The organism is Streptomyces sp. NBRC 110611, assembly GCF_001590865.1.
GTDB lineage: Bacteria > Actinomycetota > Actinomycetes > Streptomycetales > Streptomycetaceae > Streptomyces.
In genome coordinates, this window is record NZ_BBUY01000016.1 from 39,733 (window position 1) to 57,233 (window position 17,501).

At 74.2% G+C, this 17,501-nt stretch carries 11 protein-coding genes; 3 read left to right on the plus strand and 8 right to left on the minus strand.

All coding sequences use genetic code 11. The features are described from left to right. The first annotated feature begins 157 nt into the window (after positions 1–157). From eccE to AZE13_RS26080, 3 genes are all read left to right on the plus strand, one after another. Entirely contained in the window at positions 158–1,387 is a 1,230-nt protein-coding gene (gene eccE, locus AZE13_RS26070; protein WP_066936908.1) for a type VII secretion protein EccE, read from the plus strand. Further along, positions 1,387–2,232: a hypothetical protein gene (locus AZE13_RS26075; RefSeq protein ID WP_066936911.1), complete on the plus strand. Its 846-nt coding sequence runs from the start codon at positions 1,387–1,389 to the stop codon at positions 2,230–2,232. Before eccE ends, AZE13_RS26075 begins: the two co-directional genes overlap by 1 nt. A gap of 308 nt (positions 2,233–2,540) precedes the next feature. After that, positions 2,541–5,372: an SCO5717 family growth-regulating ATPase gene (locus AZE13_RS26080; RefSeq protein ID WP_066936913.1), complete on the plus strand. Its 2,832-nt coding sequence runs from the start codon at positions 2,541–2,543 to the stop codon at positions 5,370–5,372. A 207-nt stretch (positions 5,373–5,579) separates the two neighbouring features. Here the strand turns inward: AZE13_RS26080 and AZE13_RS26085 are convergent, their stop codons facing one another. The 8 genes from AZE13_RS26085 to nusA form a co-directional block, all read right to left on the minus strand. Then, positions 5,580–6,542, minus strand: a complete 963-nt coding sequence (locus AZE13_RS26085; protein ID WP_066936916.1) for a bifunctional riboflavin kinase/FAD synthetase — start codon at positions 6,540–6,542, stop codon at positions 5,580–5,582. Between the two features lie 241 nt (positions 6,543–6,783). Further along, positions 6,784–10,611, minus strand: coding sequence for a trypsin-like peptidase domain-containing protein (locus AZE13_RS38395; protein WP_258528001.1), 3,828 nt, complete (start codon positions 10,609–10,611; stop codon positions 6,784–6,786). A gap of 266 nt (positions 10,612–10,877) precedes the next feature. Next, entirely contained in the window at positions 10,878–11,807 is a 930-nt protein-coding gene (gene truB, locus AZE13_RS26095) for a tRNA pseudouridine(55) synthase TruB (RefSeq protein ID WP_066936919.1), read from the minus strand. Then, entirely contained in the window at positions 11,804–12,259 is a 456-nt protein-coding gene (gene rbfA, locus AZE13_RS26100; protein ID WP_066936922.1) for a 30S ribosome-binding factor RbfA, read from the minus strand. Before rbfA ends, truB begins: the two co-directional genes overlap by 4 nt. A 66-nt stretch (positions 12,260–12,325) precedes the next feature. Beyond that, the gene (locus tag AZE13_RS26105; RefSeq protein WP_066936925.1) at positions 12,326–12,619 is read right to left on the minus strand and encodes a DUF503 domain-containing protein; all 294 of its coding nucleotides are present in this window, start codon (positions 12,617–12,619) and stop codon (positions 12,326–12,328) included. Between the two features lie 177 nt (positions 12,620–12,796). Continuing rightward, on the minus strand, positions 12,797–15,871 hold the full coding sequence (gene infB / locus AZE13_RS34425) for a translation initiation factor IF-2 (protein WP_079124378.1): 3,075 nt from the start codon (positions 15,869–15,871) through the stop codon (positions 12,797–12,799). A 176-nt stretch (positions 15,872–16,047) separates the two neighbouring features. Further along, on the minus strand, positions 16,048–16,326 hold the full coding sequence (locus AZE13_RS34430; protein ID WP_079124379.1) for a YlxR family protein: 279 nt from the start codon (positions 16,324–16,326) through the stop codon (positions 16,048–16,050). A gap of 180 nt (positions 16,327–16,506) precedes the next feature. Continuing rightward, entirely contained in the window at positions 16,507–17,499 is a 993-nt protein-coding gene (gene nusA / locus AZE13_RS26115) for a transcription termination factor NusA (RefSeq protein ID WP_066936931.1), read from the minus strand. Positions 17,500–17,501: the final 2 nt, after the last annotated feature.

Below are 17,501 nucleotides of genomic sequence, written 5' to 3' on the forward strand. Positions count from 1 at the left end.
GTCCAGCGCCACCAGGGCTCGACGCCGCAATGGGCGGCATCAGCAGCAACAACCGTCCGCCGCACCGCAGAATGCGGGAAATGCCGGCCAAAACGGTACAGCTCCGGGCAACAGAGGAGATGGGGGCGGAGATTCCGCGGCCCGCCCGGCCGGTCCGGTGGCACCGCGGCTGCGCCAGCAGGCCGGAACGATCGGCGGTGTCCGCGTACAGCAGCTGGCCATCATCGAACTCGCCGCCGCGCTGGTGCTGGTAGGCCTGGCGATGCACAACGCGGTCGCAGTGACCGTGGCCGTCGTCGTGGCGGCGCTGCTGGTCGCCTTCGCGCTGGGCAGGCGGCGCAAGGTGCCGCTGCCGGAGTGGATCACGACCGTCCAGGCGATGAAGCGCCGCGGCAAGGAGAGCAGCTCCGCGCTCGCCGCCACGCAGGGCGTCGACCCGGCGCTGGCGCCCGTCGTGGAGTGCGAACCGGCCCTGCGCACCTTCGAGTACACGACGGAATCGGATCAGCGCGCCATCGGTTTCGTCGGCGACGGGACGTTCCTGACGGCCATCGTGCAGGTGGACGCCCGGGACGAGCCGCTGCGGCCGCAGCGCGGCAGCCACATGCTGCCGCTGGAGGTGCTGCACACCGCCCTGGACATCGAGGACATCCACCTCGAGTCGGTGCAGTTCGTGCAGTACACCCAGCCCGCCCCGGCGCCGCACCTGCCCGAACAGGCCGTCGCGGCCCGCTCGTACGCCCCGCTGCAGGCCCAGTCCCAGACCCCGGCCCTCCAGCTGACCTGGATCGCGCTGAAGCTCGACCCGGAGCTGTGCTCGGAGGCGATCGAGGCCCGCGGCGGCGGGATGGAGGGCGCCAAGCGCTCTCTGCTGCGCGCCGCCGACCAGCTCGTCAGCCGGCTCACCGCGCACGGCGTACGCGCCAGGGTGCTCGACGAGCGGGAAGTCGTGGCCGCGATCGGCACCGCGGTGTGCGTCAGCCCGCGGGCCGCGAGCGGCGCCATGGGGCGCGACGGCCGGGCCGCCCGGCGCACCCAGGAGACCGCCCGCGCGATGCGCTGCGACGACCGCTGGCACGCCACGTACTGGATCGGACGCTGGCCCCAGCTGGGCCCCGGCGGCGCGCCGCTGGCGGCCGTCACCCAGCTGCTCACCAGTACCCGGGCGATGGCCAGCACCTTCGCGCTGACCGCCACGCACGGCAGCGGCCGCGCCCCGGCCATCTCGGGCTACGTCCGCCTGTCCACCCGCAGCGAGAACGAACTCTCCGCCGCGCAGGGCGAGTTGGAGCACCGTTCCGGTTCCGTGAAGGTCGGCCTCGTACGACTCGACCGCGAACAGCTGCCCGGCCTGCTGGCCACGCTCCCCCTCGGAGGTACCCGCTGATGGCCTCTCCCACCTATCAGCCCCGCGTCAACACCAGCGGCGAGGGCTGGCGCAATCCCCCGCTGGCCCGGCCCGGCAGCGGCCAGCGGCCCTCGCACCAGCCGCGTCCGGACGAGGAGCTGTCCGGGCCGGCCGGACCGAAGCCCCGGCCCGGTTTCGGCCTGCGCGGCCCGCGGCGCAGCCCGCATGTGCTGACGGCCGAGTCGCTGGGCGCGCTGACCCTGCCGGTCGGTGACGACGGCGTGATCATCGGGATCGACCCGGAGAACCAGCCCGCCGTGCTGAGTCTGCTGCGTCCCACGCCGCTGGAGGTCGTGCTGGTCGGCAGCGTGTGGATGGCGCAGGTGCTGGCGCTGCGCACGGTCGCCACCGGCGCCCGGGTCGCGGTCGAGACCGCTCGTCCGCCGGCCTGGGGCCAGATGGCGCAGAGCGCGGGCGGCGGCCAGCAGTGCGTGACGGTGCACGACGTGCGCCAGATCGCGCCCCAGGGGCCGTCGGTTTCCAGCCCCGTGCTGGTCGTACGGGACATGGGAGCGCGGCCGCCGCGCAATCAGCTCGCCCCGAGCCCCTGGCAGTCGGTGCTGACCCTGCTGCCGTTCCTCGGTCCGCGCTCGCCGCAGATGCTCGGCCGGGCCGATCTGGTCGGCCTGCAGCGGCTCTCGCCCGAGGAGGCGGAGGTCGTGACGCGCATCATGCGGCTGCCGGAGCAGGTCGGCGCGGTGCTGCCGACGCTCAGCGACAACGCGATGCTGTGGTGCCGGCGGGACGGCGGCCACCAGTTCGTCATGACCCAGCCGACGGAGGCGGAGACCAACCTGCTCGGCGGGCCGCGCCGGATGGACTGACGCGAGACGGTCCGACGGCAACGCGACCGCCGGCCCCGGCACGTTTACGGGCGCACCCTCGGGTGCGCCCGTAAACGTGCCGAAGGGGCTTGAAGACACCATGACACCGACTGCCGTTACGGGGCGACTCTTGATTAGGCTGTGTGGCAGAGCCGCAGGAGCACGGCACGACGGCAGCCGATACGGGGATGGAGAACGTTAGTGTTGGCGCAACCCCGGGTGGTGTGTTCCGACTTCCGCTATATCCGAACGATCCGCCTGTATCCGGTCCTGCCGTTCAGGTGCGTTGCAGTACACCAGGAGGCACAGTGAAGGAGCAGGAGGCTTTCCGTCCGGACGGAAACGATCCTGACGACGACCAGTCCGAGTTCGACCTGACCGGTGAGTTCAAGATCGACTTTGCGGCGCCGGCCTGGTACGCGAGCAACGACACCAGCGGCGGCGGCGCGAGTCCCGCCGCCCCCGCGGCTTCTCCTGCGCCTTCGCCCACCGCACCGCCGACCGGGCCACAGCCCCCCGGGCCGCCCACGGGCCTGCCGCTGACCGGTCCCGCACCGGGCGCGCCGGTACCGGGAGTTCCGGAGCAGGGCGCACCGACGGCCCCGGCGCCCGTGGATGCCGCACCGCCCGGTTTCCCGACGCTGCGCCCGCAGGAGACGGGTGACGCCGCGCCGCCCGCGATGGCTCCGCCGGTCACGCCGGCCCCGCCGGAGGCGGACTCGCAGGCCGCGCCGGCCGCGCACGAGGCTTCCGGCGGCGACGCTTCGGTGGGCCCGGGAGACTCGGGGGACTCCGGGGGCAACGCCCCGGGCAACGACGCCGCCGAGGGCGGCAACAGGCGTTCCGGCACGGGTGTCGATCCGTCGGCGTCGCTCTGGGACGACGAGGACGAGGGCGGCACGGAGCCGGAGGCGGCGACGGAGGCGGCGGCGCAGACCGTCGAGCCGGAGGCCGCACCGGTCGCACCGGCACCGCAGCCGGAGACGGCTGCGCCCGCTCCGCAGGCACCCGTCGAGGGCGCCGCACCGGTCTCCCAGGCCGCTCCCCCGGTCCAGCCCGCACCCGACGCCGCGGCACAGGGCGCACACCCCGCACAGCCCCCGCAGGGCCAGCCGCAGCCGGGCATGCCCCAGCCCGCCGTCCCGCAGCAGGGCGTGCCGCAGCAGCAGGCCGCTCCCCACGGTGTGCCACCGCAGCAGGCGGTTCCTCAGCAGGGCGTCCCCCCGCAGGGTGTGCCCCCGCAGGGCGTGCCCCAGCAAGGTGCTCCCTGGGGTGCCGCGGCGGAAGGGCAGCAGCAGGGCGTGCCCGGTCAGGGCGTACCGGGACAGGGCGCGCTGCCGCCGCTGCCGCCCGAGTTCCAGCCCGCGGACCCGCGGATGGCGCAGGCGCAGCCGCAGCCCGGCCAGCAGCACCAGGCGGGCCAGCAGGGCCAGCAGCCGTCCGTCCCGCAGCAGCCGCAGGCCGGTTATCCGCAGGGTCAGCCGCAGCAGCAGGCGGGCTTCCCGCACCAGCAGCAGGGCGGGCCCGGTCAGCAGTCCGCGTACGGCTATCCGCAGCCCGGTTACGGCTACCCGCAGCAGCAGGCCCAGCAGCCGCCGCAGAACCCCAACGCGCCCGCGCAGCAGCCCGCGTACGGCTATCCGCAGACCGCACCACAGGGCTACCCGCAGCAGGGTCAGCAGGCCCAGCCCGGGTACGACCAGCAGCAGGCAGCGCAAGCGGCCCAACAAGCACAGCAGGCCCAGCAGGCAGCACAGGCCCCCCAAGCCCAGCAGGCCCAGCCGGCGCAGCAGTACCAGCCGCTCCCCGGGCAGCAGTTCGGCGCCGGTGACCCGAACGCGGCGGCGAACTACGCGTCGTACTCCCAGCCCGGTCAGCAGCAGCCGCAGCGGGCCGCTCCGGGTGCGCCGCTCGGTTACAGCGCCGCCGTCGAGCTGACCTCCGACCGGCTGCTGCGCAACCAGCCCAAGAAGCGCAAGCCGGGCGCCAACGCCCAGCCGTCCAAGTTCAAGCTGGGCGCGAAGAAGGAGATGGAGGAGCGGCAGCGCAAGCTGGAGCTGATCCGTACGCCGGTGATGTCCTGCTACCGCATCGCCGTCATCAGCCTCAAGGGCGGCGTCGGCAAGACGACGACCACGACCGCGCTGGGCGCCACTCTGGCCTCCGAACGGCAGGACAAGATCCTGGCGATCGATGCCAACCCGGACGCCGGCACGCTCGGCCGCCGGGTGCGCCGCGAGACCGGTGCGACCATCCGTGACCTGGTGCAGGAGATCCCGCGTCTGCACAGCTACATGGACATCCGCCGGTTCACCTCGCAGGCCCCGTCGGGTCTGGAGATCCTCGCCAACGACGTCGACCCGGCCGTCTCGACGACCTTCAACGACGAGGACTACCGGCGGGCGATCGACGTCCTGGGCAGGCAGTACCCGATCATCCTCACCGACTCGGGTACGGGTCTGCTCTACAGCGCGATGCGCGGAGTGCTCGACCTCGCCGACCAGTTGATCATCATCTCCACCCCGTCCGTGGACGGCGCGAGCAGCGCCAGCACCACCCTGGACTGGCTGTCCGCGCACGGCTACGCCGACCTGGTGCAGCGCGGGATCACGGTCATCTCCGGTGTCCGCGAGACCGGCAAGATGATCAAGATCGAGGACATCGTGTCGCACTTCGAGACCCGCTGCCGCGGTGTGGTCGTCGTCCCGTTCGACGAGCACCTCGCGGCCGGCGCCGAGGTCGACCTCGACATGATGCGGCCGAAGACCCGCGAGGCGTACTTCAACCTCTCCGCGCTGGTGGCCGAGGACTTCGCACGGCAGCAGCAGGCGCAGGGGATGTACCCGCAGCAGCAGATGGGCGGCGATCCGTACGCCCAGCAGCAGATGGGCGCCGACCCGTACGCCCAGCAGCAGTACCCGCAGCAGGGCCAGCAGCCGCCGCAGGGTTACCCGCAGCAGCAGGGGCAGCCCGTCCAGCCGCCGGCCGGCTACCCGCCGCAGCAGGGCGGCTGGCAGCAGCAGCCGCCCGCTCAGCCGCCGGCCCACTGGCAGCAGCAACAGCCGGCCCCGGACGCCCCGCAGCCGGAACAGCAGCCCGGCCTGGCTCCGGGCTGGCAGCAGCAGCCGCCTCCGCAGTGAGACCGGCGTGGTGTCCGTGCCCCCGGCGGCACGGACATACACAGCCATACGGGGCGGGGCCCGGCACTCGTACAGTGAGTGCCGGGCCCCGCCCCGTATCACGGCATACATCGCCGTATCACGGCATACGTCGAACGAGTGAACCGCTCTCGGCCGAACTCCACCCGAAACCGGCCGAGTTGGCGCGGCGAGCGGCTCTAGGGCTCCCTAGGCCACCGGGCCCCGGCCCGCCTCCGCGATCAGCTCGCGGGCCAGCTTCACATCGACCGCCATCCGCTCCAGCAGCGCGTCGAGAGTGGCGAACTTCTCCTGGCCGCGGAGGTAGGCGACGAAGTCCACCCCGGCGTGCAGGCCGTACAGGTCCAGGCCGACACGGTCGATCGCATACGCCTCGACCGTGCGGACCTTGCCGTCGAACTGCGGGTTCGTACCGACCGAGATCGCGGCCGGCATGGCCTCGCCCCCGACCTGGAGGTAGCCCGCGTAGACGCCGTCGGCGGGGATCGCGGTGTGCGGCAGGGTCTCCACGTTGGCCGTCGGGAAGCCCAGTTCGCGGCCGCGCTGGGCGCCGCGGACGACGACGCCCTCGACGCGGTGCGGCCGCCCCAGGACCTCCATCGCCCCGGCCACATCGCCCTCGGCGACCAGGCGGCGGGCGAGCGTGGAGGAGAACGGCTCCCCGCCGCCGGCGGTGCCGCGCTCGTAGAGGTCGACGACCTCCACGGTGTAGTCGTAGGTGGTGCCGAGCTCGGCGAGGGTGGCGACCGTGCCGGCCGCGCGGTGCCCGAAGCGGAAGTTGGGGCCCTCGACGACGAGCTGTGCGTGCAGCTTGTCGACCAGCACCTTGACCACGAAGTCGGCCGGTGCCAGCTTCGAGAACTCCTTGGTGAACGGGAGGACCAGCACCGCGTCCACCCCCAGCTCGGTCATCAGCTCGGCCCGCCGGTGGTGCGGAGCCAGCAGCGGCGGGTGGGTGCCGGGCCGCACGACCTCGCTCGGGTGCGGGTCGAAGGTGACGACCACCGCCGGGATGCCCAGCTCCCGGGCGCGCTCGACGGCCTTCCCGATGATCAATTGATGGCCGCGGTGCACTCCGTCGTACGAGCCGATGGTGACGACGCTGCGTCCCCAGCCCTCGGGGATGTCCTCCAAGCCACGCCAGCGCTGCACTGTGCCCGCTCCTCGCCCGAACTTCGGTCAGTTCCTGCGCGCCACGTCGGCATGGCGCAGCTCTAAGACTGCCATGCCGTACGAGGTGCCTCGCGGGAGGGTCGCCCCAGGGGCCCGCGCAGTGGATCTTCGCAGGCCGTGTCCGGGCACCGCCACCAGGCCGCGACCGGGCCGCCACCAGGCCGGGAACCCGCGATTCCCGGTGCCGGTCCGCCGACCGCCCCCGCACACCCGGCCGGGCTCAGCCGCGCAGGCAGCCGGCGAGCGTGGCCCGGGCGCCGGGCCCCACCACGGCCGCCCACTCCCCCGGCTCGGCCACCAGCCAGTCCTGTACCCGGCGTGCGAAGCCCGGCACCCTGCGTCCCAGCTCCACCAGCTCCCGGTCGAAACAGGCCGCGCCCTCGGGGGTACGGATCAGCAGCATGCCGGTGCGGTGCACCAGCTCCCGGGTGCGGTCCTCCGGCCGGCGCTGCACGCCCTCGGCGGCCGCCCGCAGCAGCGCCTCCAGTACGCGGGTGTCCTGGATGCCGTCCCCGTAGGCGCTGTGCGAGACCGCGTCCGCGTACGACGCCTCGTACGCCAGCAGCACCTCCAGCAGCTCCCGGCGGAGCGGGGCCGAGTCGCCGGATCCGGTCTCGGCCAGTACGGCGGCGAGCGCGCAGCGGACCGGTGCGGGGTACGCGGTGAGCAGCTCCACGGCGAGCGGGCGGAGCGTGGCGCGGGCGGCCGGTCCGCGTTCCAGGCGGTGCGCGAGGAACTCCGCGACCGGGCGCGCCGCGCGCTCCGGGCACTGGCCGGCGTAGCAGCGGACCACGGCGGCGGCACGGGCGGCGAGGTCCGGTGTGTCGAGGCGGGCCAGCAGCCGCAGCAGGGCGGCCGCCACCGGCGGTCCCTCGCCGCTGGTCAGCCGGGTCCGGAAGGCGGCGAGCACGGCGTCGGGGCAGTCCGTGAGGGCGTCCGTGAAGGCCGTCGGCGGCAGCTGGGGGTCCCCGGCCACGAAGCGGGCCAGGGCCCGTTCCAGGAAGCGGGGCCGGCTGGCCGGGTCGCCGACCAGCAGGGCGAGCGCGGAGCCGTGGTGCGCCTCGTCGGCGGGCCGGGAGAGCAGGCGGAGGGCGGTCCGGCGCAGCAGTGCGCGGTCGGTGTCGCCGGTGGCGTACGGGGCGACCCGCAGGCCGTAGGTCACGGCGGCGAGGCGGCGCCGGGGGCGCTCGTCGTGCGCCCAGCGGTGGACGGCCCGGCACATCGCGGACGGCTCGTCCTCGGCGAGGGCGTCGAGCAGTTCGTCGCCCTTGGGGTGTGCGGCCGCCACCAGCGCCTCCGTGAGTTCGTCCAGGGCCGGCCGGCGGTGGGTGTGCAGCAGGGCCTGGGCGGCGCCCGCGACGGTGATCTCGCTCGGGGCGCCGGGGGCGGGGCGGGTCCGGCCCGCGGTGCCCCGGCGGCGTTGCAGGGGGCGGGGGTCGTCGAACCAGGCGCACAGCAGCGGCTGGATCCGGCCGGGGTCGGTGCTCAGCAGTGCGGCGGCCGCGTCGAGGAAGCGCGTCGGGCGGGCGGCGGGCGGCTCGCCGGGAGCCTCCGGTGCGGGCTCCCCGGGGGCCGGCTCCGGGGGGACGGGGTGGACGCGGACGCGGGGTGGCCGGGCGAAGGGGAGGCGGTCGGCGCGGCGGCGTTCCGGGCCGGCCGGCGGCCCGTCGGCGGGCAGCAGGCGGCGCAGCAGGTCCATCCGGTCCCCGTCGGGCAGGGCCAGCCGCGCCCAGAACCACGGTCCGAACGCCGCCAGGCCGGTCCGTGCGAAGCCGCCGGCCCGCAGCGAGCGTTCGGTGATCCGGTCGGCGAGCAGCCGCAGCACACCCGTGTACGGCCGGGCGTCGGGGACCCGGAGCAGCACCCCGGCCAGCACCTGGGCGGACCACCGGCGGCTCGCCGCGTCCCGGCCGCCCGGCTCCGCGTCCGCGTTCGCGTCCCCGTCGTCGGCGGCGGTCGCCAGCTGCGCCAGCTCCGCGAGGCGGAAGGTCAGCTGTACCGTCCCCTGGCGCCGGGCGAGCAGCAGCAGTCCGTGTACGGCGGGCCCGAAGCGGAGTCCGCCGGGGACGGGCAACAGATCGGGGTCCGCGTGGGCGCCCTGCAGCCACTCGGCGAACTCCTCGTGCGCGAAGCGGTATCCGGGGCCGGCGGCGACCAGCAGCCCCTCGGCGAGTACCGCGGCGGCCCAGCCGGAGCCGGGCGGGAAGACCTCCTCGAAGGCGGTACGGTCCAGCGCGCCGGGGCCGGAGCCCAGGCAGCGGCGGGCGGCCTCGTGGACCTGGCCGGTGACCTGGGCGGCGAGCCGGCGGACGGCGGTGCCGCGCGGCCCGGGACGGTGGGCGGCCGCGATCCGCCGGGCGATGCGCAGGCACATCAGGCCGAGGTAGGCGTCGAAGATCTCATGGCGGTCCGGGCTGCCGAGGACCGGCGGCGGCCCGTCGGCGGCCCCCCCGGCTCCGGGGGCGTACGGTCCGTCGCCGCGCGATCCGTCGCCGTCCTGTCCGTCGCCGTCCTGTCCGTCGCCACGCGATCCATCGCCGCGCGATCCGTCGCCGCGCCGTCCATCGCCGTCCGGCCCGTCACCGCACGGCCCGTCGTCGTCCAGGAGCTCCGCCCCGACCTCCGCGAGCAGCCGCAGGGCCAGGGGGTGGCGGGCGTCCGGCGCGGCCGGTGCGCCGGCCGGCAGCCGGTAGCGGCGGCGGGCCAGCTCCGCCGCCGCCTCGGGCAGGTCCCCGATGCCGGTACAGGCGGGCAGCCCGGGCAGCGGGCGGCGCGGGCGGTGCAGCAGACCGGGCGGGAAGAGCGGGCCGGCCTGCTCCCAGTACGCGGGGCGGCAGGCGAGGACCAGCCGTACGCCGGCGGTGCGCAGCCAGTCGGCGGTGGCGGCGGTCCACGCGGCCAGCCGCTCCCGCCGCGCCAGGTCGGCCGGCATCTCCTCGGGCGCGTCGAGGAGGACGAGCAGTGGACGGCCGGTCGCCCTCGCCAGCCGGGCCACGGCGTCGGGGGTGAGGTCCGCCGGGTCGCCGGCGGTCCGGCCGGCCGCGGCGAGGGTCTGGCCCGCGGAGCGCAGTGCGCGCCCGACGGCGGCGCGTACGCCGTCGTCGCCGGCCCGCAGCTCGGCGCCGCGCAGCCGGACGGCGGGCCCCGCGTCCGGGCCGGCGGCGCGGCGGGCGGTGAACCGGGCCAGCTCGGTGCTGCGCCCGGTGCCCGGCTCCCCCACCAGGGCCAGCACGCCGGGCCCGTCGCCGTCCGCGAAGTACCTGAACTCCTCGGCCACGTCGGGCCGTTCGACCGCCTCCGGGCCGCGCGGAGGCCGCTCGCTCCGGCCGGCGAGGACCGCGGTGAGCCGTAGCGCTCCGGCCGCATTGAGCTCGCTGCCGTACGCGGGGACGGTCCGTGCGTTACGCTCCAGCAGCGCGGCGAGCGCGCCCCGGGGGACGGCCTCGGCGACCGCGCGCAGCGGGATGGCGAAGCCGCCCGCCCGGCGGCCGGAGTGCAGGGCGGTGCCCAGGACCCCGAGGACGGTGCCGGTGCGGGCGTCCAGTACCGGGCCGCCGACCGCCGGGCCGCCCAGCCGCAGCGCCTCCCGGCCGCCCGCGCAGAGGCCCAGCTCCAGCGTCTCGTCGAGGAGATGGACACGGTCGGTGGCGGTGTACGTCACTCCGGAGGCGGGTCCGGTGACCGTACCGTCCAGCCAGCCGCCGGCCCAGATCCGGGCGCCGGTGCCCGGGGCGGGGCGGCCGGTGGCGACGGGCAGCGGTACCAGCCGGCGCAACCGGTGGTCATCGGTCCGTACGAGGGCGAGCCCGGCCTCCGGGAGGGGCGTGACCGTGGTGGGCTCCGCCGGGCGGCTCCACCCGGCCGTCCCGGAGACGCTCCCGCTCGCGGCCATCGGCTGCAGCACCAGCCGCTCCGCGCCGTCCACCGCCTCGTGGCTGGTGACGATCGTGCCGTCGTGGTCCGCGAGGAACCCCGTGCCGCGCGTGCGACCTGCCAGATCGCGGATGCGCACCAGCGCCGCGTCCGCATCGGCATCCAGCAACGCCATTGCCGATCCTCCCCGCCTGTGCCGTCCTCCGACGGTAGGCAGGTGGTGATCGTTACGGGAGAGGGCTCTGGGAACGCGCCCCCGTCCGCGCCTTGATTCACTCCGAGCGCCTCACCGAATGAGTGAAAGCTCCTGGCCCGCTGGATAGAGATCCAGCGGAGGGGGATGGTGGAGCGCGGACCGCCGCTCCGCTCGCGCCGGGCGGCCCGCGTTCCACCACCCTTCCGGCCCAGGAGTGCCGGTGAGCCCAGGGGTGCTGGTGCGCCTCAGACGGCGAAGACCGCCAGGCTCTTGGCCTTCCCGCCCTGGTTCTCCACCAGTGCCAGGAACGTGCCGTCCGGCCCGAAGGCCGCGACGGGGCCGTCGCCCTCGAAGCGCGGCATGGCGATCCGCGCGCCGTTCAGCAGCAGCCGGGCCTGCGCCTCGGTGACGTCCCAGCGGGTGAACGCCGCGTCGGCGGCCTCCCCTACGGGCATGACGGGCAGCCCGCCGCCCTCGGGGTCGTCCACCGCGGCCTGCAGCTGCTCCAGGGTGCGCGCCCGGTCCAGCTTGTACGGGCCGACGCGGGTGCGGCGCAGCGCGGTGAGGTGCCCGCCGACGCCGAGCCCGGCGCCCAGGTCGCGGGCGAGGGCGCGGATGTACGTACCGGAGGAGCACTCGACGGAGACCAGCAGGTCGGTCACCGGCGTGCCGTCCTCGGCCTCGGCCTCGTGCACGGAGTGCACCACGAACGAGGAGACGGTCACCGGGCGGGCCGGGATCTCCACGTCCTCGCCCTGGCGGATCCGCGCGTAGGACCGCTTGCCGTCGATCTTGATGGCGCTGACCTTGGACGGGACCTGCATGATCGCGCCGGTCAGCTGTGCGACACCGGCGTCGATGTCCTCGCGGGCGAGGCCGTGCGCCGCCTTGGCGGCGGTGATCTCGCCCTCGGCGTCGTCGGTGACGGTGGTCTGGCCGAGCCGGATGGTGCCGACGTACTCCTTCTCCGTCAGCGCGAGGTGGCCGAGGAGCTTGGTGGCCCGCTCCAGGCCCAGGACGAGTACGCCGGTGGCCATCGGGTCGAGGGTGCCGGCGTGCCCGACCCGGCGGGTACGGGCCATCCCGCGCATCTTCGCCACCACGTCGTGCGAAGTGAAGCCGGACGGCTTGTCGACGATGACAAGGCCGCCCGGCTTGTTGCTCTGCCGCTTCATGCTCCCGCTCGGCCCTCGTCGTCCACGTCGCTGCCGGGCTTGCGGTACGGGTCGGCGTCGCCGGCGTACTGGGCGCCCGAGGAGACCTCCCGCACCTTGGCGTCCGAGGCCCGCGCCTTGTCGAGCAGGTCCTCGATCGTCTTGGCGTTCTCCGGCAGGGCGTCCGCGACGAACGTCAGGGTCGGCGTGAACTTGGTGCCGGCCGCGGCGCCGACCGCGGAGCGCAGGATGCCCTTGGCGCTCTCCAGGCCGGCGGCGGCGCTGGCACGGTCCTCGTCGTCGCCGTAGACCGTGTAGAAGACCGTAGCCTCCCGCAGGTCGCCGGTGACCCGGGTGTCCGTGATGGTCACATGCGTACCGAGCCGCGGGTCCTTGATTCCGCGCTGCAGCTTCTGGGCGACCACCTCCCGGATGAGGTCCGCCAGCTTCTTCGCCCGCGCATTGTCGGCCACTGGTCCTTCTCCTTCTTGTCTTTCACGATTGTGCTTCCACCGGCGGTGACGTGCCCCGTCATCGGGTCAGTCGTCGTCGCCGTGCAGCCGCCGGTGTACCGACAGCAGCTCCACTTCGGGCCGTGCGGCGACCAGGCGCTCGCAGCGGTCCATGACTTCGGTGAGGTGCCCCGGGTCCCCGGACACCACCGCCAGGCCGATCCGGGCCCTGCGGTAGAGGTCCTGGTCCCCGACCTCCGCGACGCTCACCGCGAACTTGCGATGCAGCTCGGCGACGAGCGGGCGGACGACGGAGCGCTTCTCCTTCAGCGACCGTACGTCGCCGAGGAGCAGGTCGAAGGACAGTGTCCCTACGTACATGCATCAACAGGTCAAGCCACCTGTGGGGCCTTAGGTGTACGTGTCATTTCGAACCGTACACGCAACGGCCGGGGCCGATCGACGGGGTTTTTCACCCCGCCAACCGGCCCCGGCCAGCCCCTCGCCCGGCCACCGCCCCTAGTGGGCCGCGCCGAGCGCGGGCTGTGACATGCGTGATCAGCCGCGCGGCTTCTCCCGCATCTCGTACGTCGCGATGACGTCGTCGACCTTGATGTCGTTGAAGTTGCCGAGGTTGATACCGCCCTCGAACCCTTCGCGGATCTCGGTGACGTCGTCCTTGAAGCGGCGCAGGCCCTCGATGGTGAGGTTCTCCGCGACCACCTTGCCGTCGCGGATGAGGCGGGCCTTGGTGTTCCGCCGGACCTCGCCGGAGCGGATGAGAACACCCGCGATGTTGCCCAGCTTGGACGACTTGAAGACCTCGCGGATCTCCGCCGTGCCGAGCTCGACCTCCTCGTACTCCGGCTTGAGCATGCCCTTGAGGGCCGCCTCGATCTCCTCGATCGCCTGGTAGATGACCGAGTAGTAGCGGACGTCGACGCCCTCGCGCTCGGCCATCTGCGTGGCGCGGCCCTCGGCCCGCACGTTGAAGCCGATGACGATCGCGTCGGAGCCGGACGCCAGGTTGATGTCGGACTCCGTGACCGCACCGACGCCGCGGTGCAGCACCCGGATGTCGACCTCTTCGCCGACGTCGAGCTGGAGCAGCGACGACTCCAGAGCCTCGACCGAACCGGACGCGTCGCCCTTGATGATGAGGTTGAGCTGCTGGACCTCGCCGGCCTTGAGCACCTTGTCCAGGTCCTCCAGCGACACCCGGCGGGTGCGCTTGGCGAAGGCGGCGTTGCGCTCGCGCGCCGCGCGCTTCTCGGCGATCTGGCGGGCCGTACGGTCCTCGTCGACCACCAGGAAGTTGTCGCCGGCGCCCGGGACGTTGGTCAGACCCAGGACCAGGACCGGGGTCGACGGACCCGCTTCCTCGACGTTGTTGCCCTTGTCGTCGAGCATCGCGCGGACCCGGCCGTAGGCGTCGCCGACGACCATCGTCTCGCCGACGCGGAGGGTACCGCGCTGGACGAGGACGGTGGCCACGGCGCCGCGGCCGCGGTCGAGGTGGGCCTCGATCGCGATGCCCTGCGCGTCCTGCTGCTCGTTGGCGCGCAGGTCGAGGGCGGCGTCCGCGGTGAGGACGACGGCCTCGAGCAGCTGCTCGATATTGGTGCCCTGGCGGGCGGAGATGTCGACGAACATGGTGTCGCCGCCGTACTCCTCGGCCACCAGGCCGTACTCGGTCAGCTGACCGCGCACCTTGGTCGGGTCGGCGCCCTCGACGTCGATCTTGTTGACCGCGACCACGATCGGCACATCGGCCGCCTTGGCGTGGTTCAGGGCCTCGATCGTCTGCGGCATGACACCGTCGTTGGCCGCCACCACGAGGATCGCGATGTCGGTCGACTTGGCACCACGGGCACGCATGGCGGTGAACGCCTCGTGACCCGGGGTGTCGATGAAGGTGATCGCGCGGTCTTCGTCGTTGACGTTGGTCGTGACCTGGTACGCACCGATGTGCTGGGTGATACCGCCGGCCTCGCCCGCGACGACGTTGGTCTTGCGGATGGCGTCGAGCAGGCGGGTCTTGCCGTGGTCGACGTGACCCATGACGGTCACCACCGGCGGACGCGCGACGAGCATCTCCTCGCCGCCCTCGTTCTCACCGAAGTCGATGTCGAAGGACTCGAGGAGCTCGCGGTCCTCCTCCTCCGGGCTGACGATCTCGACGACGTAGTTCATCTCGTCGGCGAGCAGCTGCAGCGTCTCGTCGGAGACCGACTGGGTCGCGGTGACCATCTCGCCCAGGTTCAGCATGACCTGGACCAGCGACGCCGGGTTGGCGTTGATCTTCTCCGCGAAGTCGGTCAGCGAGGCACCGCGCGACAGGCGGACGGTCTGGCCGTTGCCGCGCGGCAGCATGATGCCGCCGACCGACGGGGCCTGCATGGCCTCGTACTCCTGACGGCGCTGCCGCTTCGACTTGCGGCCACGACGCGCCGGACCGCCGGGACGGCCGAACGCACCCTGCGTGCCACCACGGCCGCCGGGACCGCCGGGACGGCCACCGAAGCCGGGACGGCCGCCGCCGAAGCCACCGCCGCCACCGGGGCCGCCGCCACCGGGACGGCCGGCGAAACCGCCGCCGCCACCCGGACGACCGCCGCCGCCACCGGGACGGCCGGCGAAGCCGCCGCCGCCACCCGGACGACCGCCGCCACCGGGACGCCCGGCACCGCCGGGACCACGGCCGCCGCCACCGGGGCCCGGACGCGGGCCGGCAGCCGGACGCTGCGGCATCATGCCCGGGTTCGGGCGGTTACCGCCGCCGGGACGCGGACCGGCGCCGCCGCCGGGAGCCGCACCCTGCGGGCGGGGCATACCACCGGGGGTCGGACGCGGGCCCTGGCCCTGCGGACGGGGGCCGCCCTGGCCGCCGCCCTGCGGACGCGGCGCACCGGGACCACCCTGGCCGCCGGGGCGCGGAGCGCCACCGGGACGGGGGGCCTGCGGACGGGCCATGCCCGTGGAGCCGCTGGAGGTGAAGGGGTTGTTGCCCGGACGCGGACCGGACGGCCGCGCACCGGGACGGGGGCCCGGACGCTCGCCGCCGGGACGCGGGGCGCCGCCACGGCCCTGACCGCCCTGACCGCCCTGGGCGGGGCCGGGACGGGCGCCGGGGCGCGGACCGGGGGTCGCGCCGGGGCGGGGTGCCGAAGGAGCCGCGGGCGCGGACGGCGGGGCCTGGAACTCGGGCTGCGCGGGGGCGGCCGGAGCGGGCTTGGGTGCCGCGGGGCGCGCCGGGGTGGGGCGCGGGCCCGGGGTGGGAGTGCTCTTGGGGGCCGCGGGGGCCTGGGCCGCCTCGGCGGCGGCGGGGGCCGGAGCCGCGGGGCCCGGCTTGGGGGCGGCGCCCGGCTTCGGGGCAGCCGGACGAGCCGCCTGCGCCGGAGAGGGCGCCGACGGCTTCGCGGGGGCCGACTTGCGCGGCGCCGCGGGCTTCCCGGCGGCGCGGCCGCTGCCGCTGCCTGCCTGGAAAGCGTCGGTCAGCTTGCGAACAACCGGCGCCTCGATCGTCGAGGACGCCGAACGGACGAATTCACCAAGTTCTTGGAGCTTGGCCATGACGACCTTGCTCTCTACGCCGAACTCCTTGGCGAGCTCGTATACCCGGACCTTAGCCACTTCGCTCCTTCTGGTCCGGGGTGTCCACCGGACCGTCGCTACTTCATGGGCGTACTCATCGCGTACTCATCGAGTGCTCATCGCAATCTCGACCTACTTCCGACTCGCGAGGTACCTGACCGCACGGTTCTCCGTGCGCTGTGCGTTTCTTGCTGTGCTCTGTTGCAATGGCGGCTTCAACCAGCGCCCCGCTCGAGGTACCGGCGCAAGTCCGTCGTATCGAACGGTCCCCGGCCCCGGAAGGCCCGGGGGAACGCCCGGCGGCGAACCGCCAGGTCGAGGCAGACCAGTGTCGGGTGCACGTATGCACCCCGGCCGGGCAGCGTACCGCGAGGATCAGGAGCACACTCACCCTCGATCACCACGATGCGCAGCAAATCGCCCTTGGCCGTCCGCTCCCGGCATCCCAGACATGTGCGCTCAGGGCATGCGCGGGCATGCGTCCGGCCAGACACTGCTTAAGTCTACCTCCCCGCGCCGACCCGGCCTCGATGGGGTAAAGGCCGGAGCGCTGCTCAGAATTCCCGGCGGACGGCCGCGGCGCCACCGAATTTCCGGTGCGCGCCGCGGGCCCTCCGACTACCGTGCGTGTGCTGTGTTCCGCGGTGCGTGGTCACCCCTGGCCGGGGCCCGCCTCACGGCCCGGCGGGGGCCGCCACGGTGTCCGGCCGGATGTCGATCCGCCAGCCGGTGAGCCGTGCCGCGAGCCGGGCGTTCTGCCCTTCCTTCCCGATGGCCAGCGACAGCTGGTAGTCGGGGACGGTGACCCGGGCGGAGCGCGCCGCCAGGTCCACGATCTCGACCTTGCTGACCCGGGCCGGCGACAGCGCGTTGGCGACCAGCTCCGCCGGGTCGTCCGACCAGTCGACGATGTCGATCTTCTCGCCGTGCAGCTCGGCCATCACGGCCCGGACCCGGCCGCCCATCGGCCCGATGCACGCGCCCTTGGCGTTCAGCCCCGAACGGGTGGACCGCACGGCGATCTTCGTACGGTGCCCGGCCTCGCGTGCGATGGCGGAGATCTCCACCGACCCGTCGGCGATCTCCGGCACCTCCATGGCGAAGAGCTTCTTCACCAGATTGGGGTGGGTGCGCGAGAGCGTCACGGACGGCCCGCGGACGCCCTTGACCACCCGGACGACGTACGACCGCAGCCGCGTCCCGTGCGCGTAGTCCTCGCCGGGGACCTGCTCCTGCACCGGCAGGATGGCCTCCAGCTTGCCGATGTCGACCAGGACGTTCTTGGGGTCCTTGCCCTGCTGGACGACGCCGGTGACGACATCGCCCTCCCGTCCGGCGTACTCGCCGAAGGTGATCTCCTCCTCGGCGTCCCGCAGCCGCTGCAGGATGACCTGCTTGGCAGTGGTCGCCGCGATCCGCCCGAAGCCGGAGGGGGTGTCGTCGAACTCGCGCGGCTCGGCGCCCTCCTCCAGGTCCTCGGGGTCCTCCTTCGCCCACACCGTCACATGGCCGGTGTTGCGGTTCAGCTCCACCCGCGCCCGCCGGCGGCTGCCCTCGGTGCGGTGGTATGCGATGAGGAGGGCCGACTCGATCGCCTCGACCAGCAGGTCGAACGAGATCTCCTTCTCCCGCACCAGTCCCCGCAGGGCACTCATGTCGATGTCCACGG

Bases quoted from the DNA above. Each gene is read 5' to 3' on its own strand.
- AZE13_RS26075 (WP_066936911.1), top strand. From the start codon at position 1,387: ATGGCCTCTCCCACCTATCAGCCCCGCGTCAACACCAGCGGCGAGGGC.
- AZE13_RS38395 (WP_258528001.1), bottom strand. From the start codon at position 10,611: ATGGCGTTGCTGGATGCCGATGCGGACGCGGCGCTGGTGCGCATCCGC.
- truB (WP_066936919.1), bottom strand. From the start codon at position 11,807: ATGAAGCGGCAGAGCAACAAGCCGGGCGGCCTTGTCATCGTCGACAAG.
- AZE13_RS26105 (WP_066936925.1), bottom strand. From the start codon at position 12,619: ATGTACGTAGGGACACTGTCCTTCGACCTGCTCCTCGGCGACGTACGG.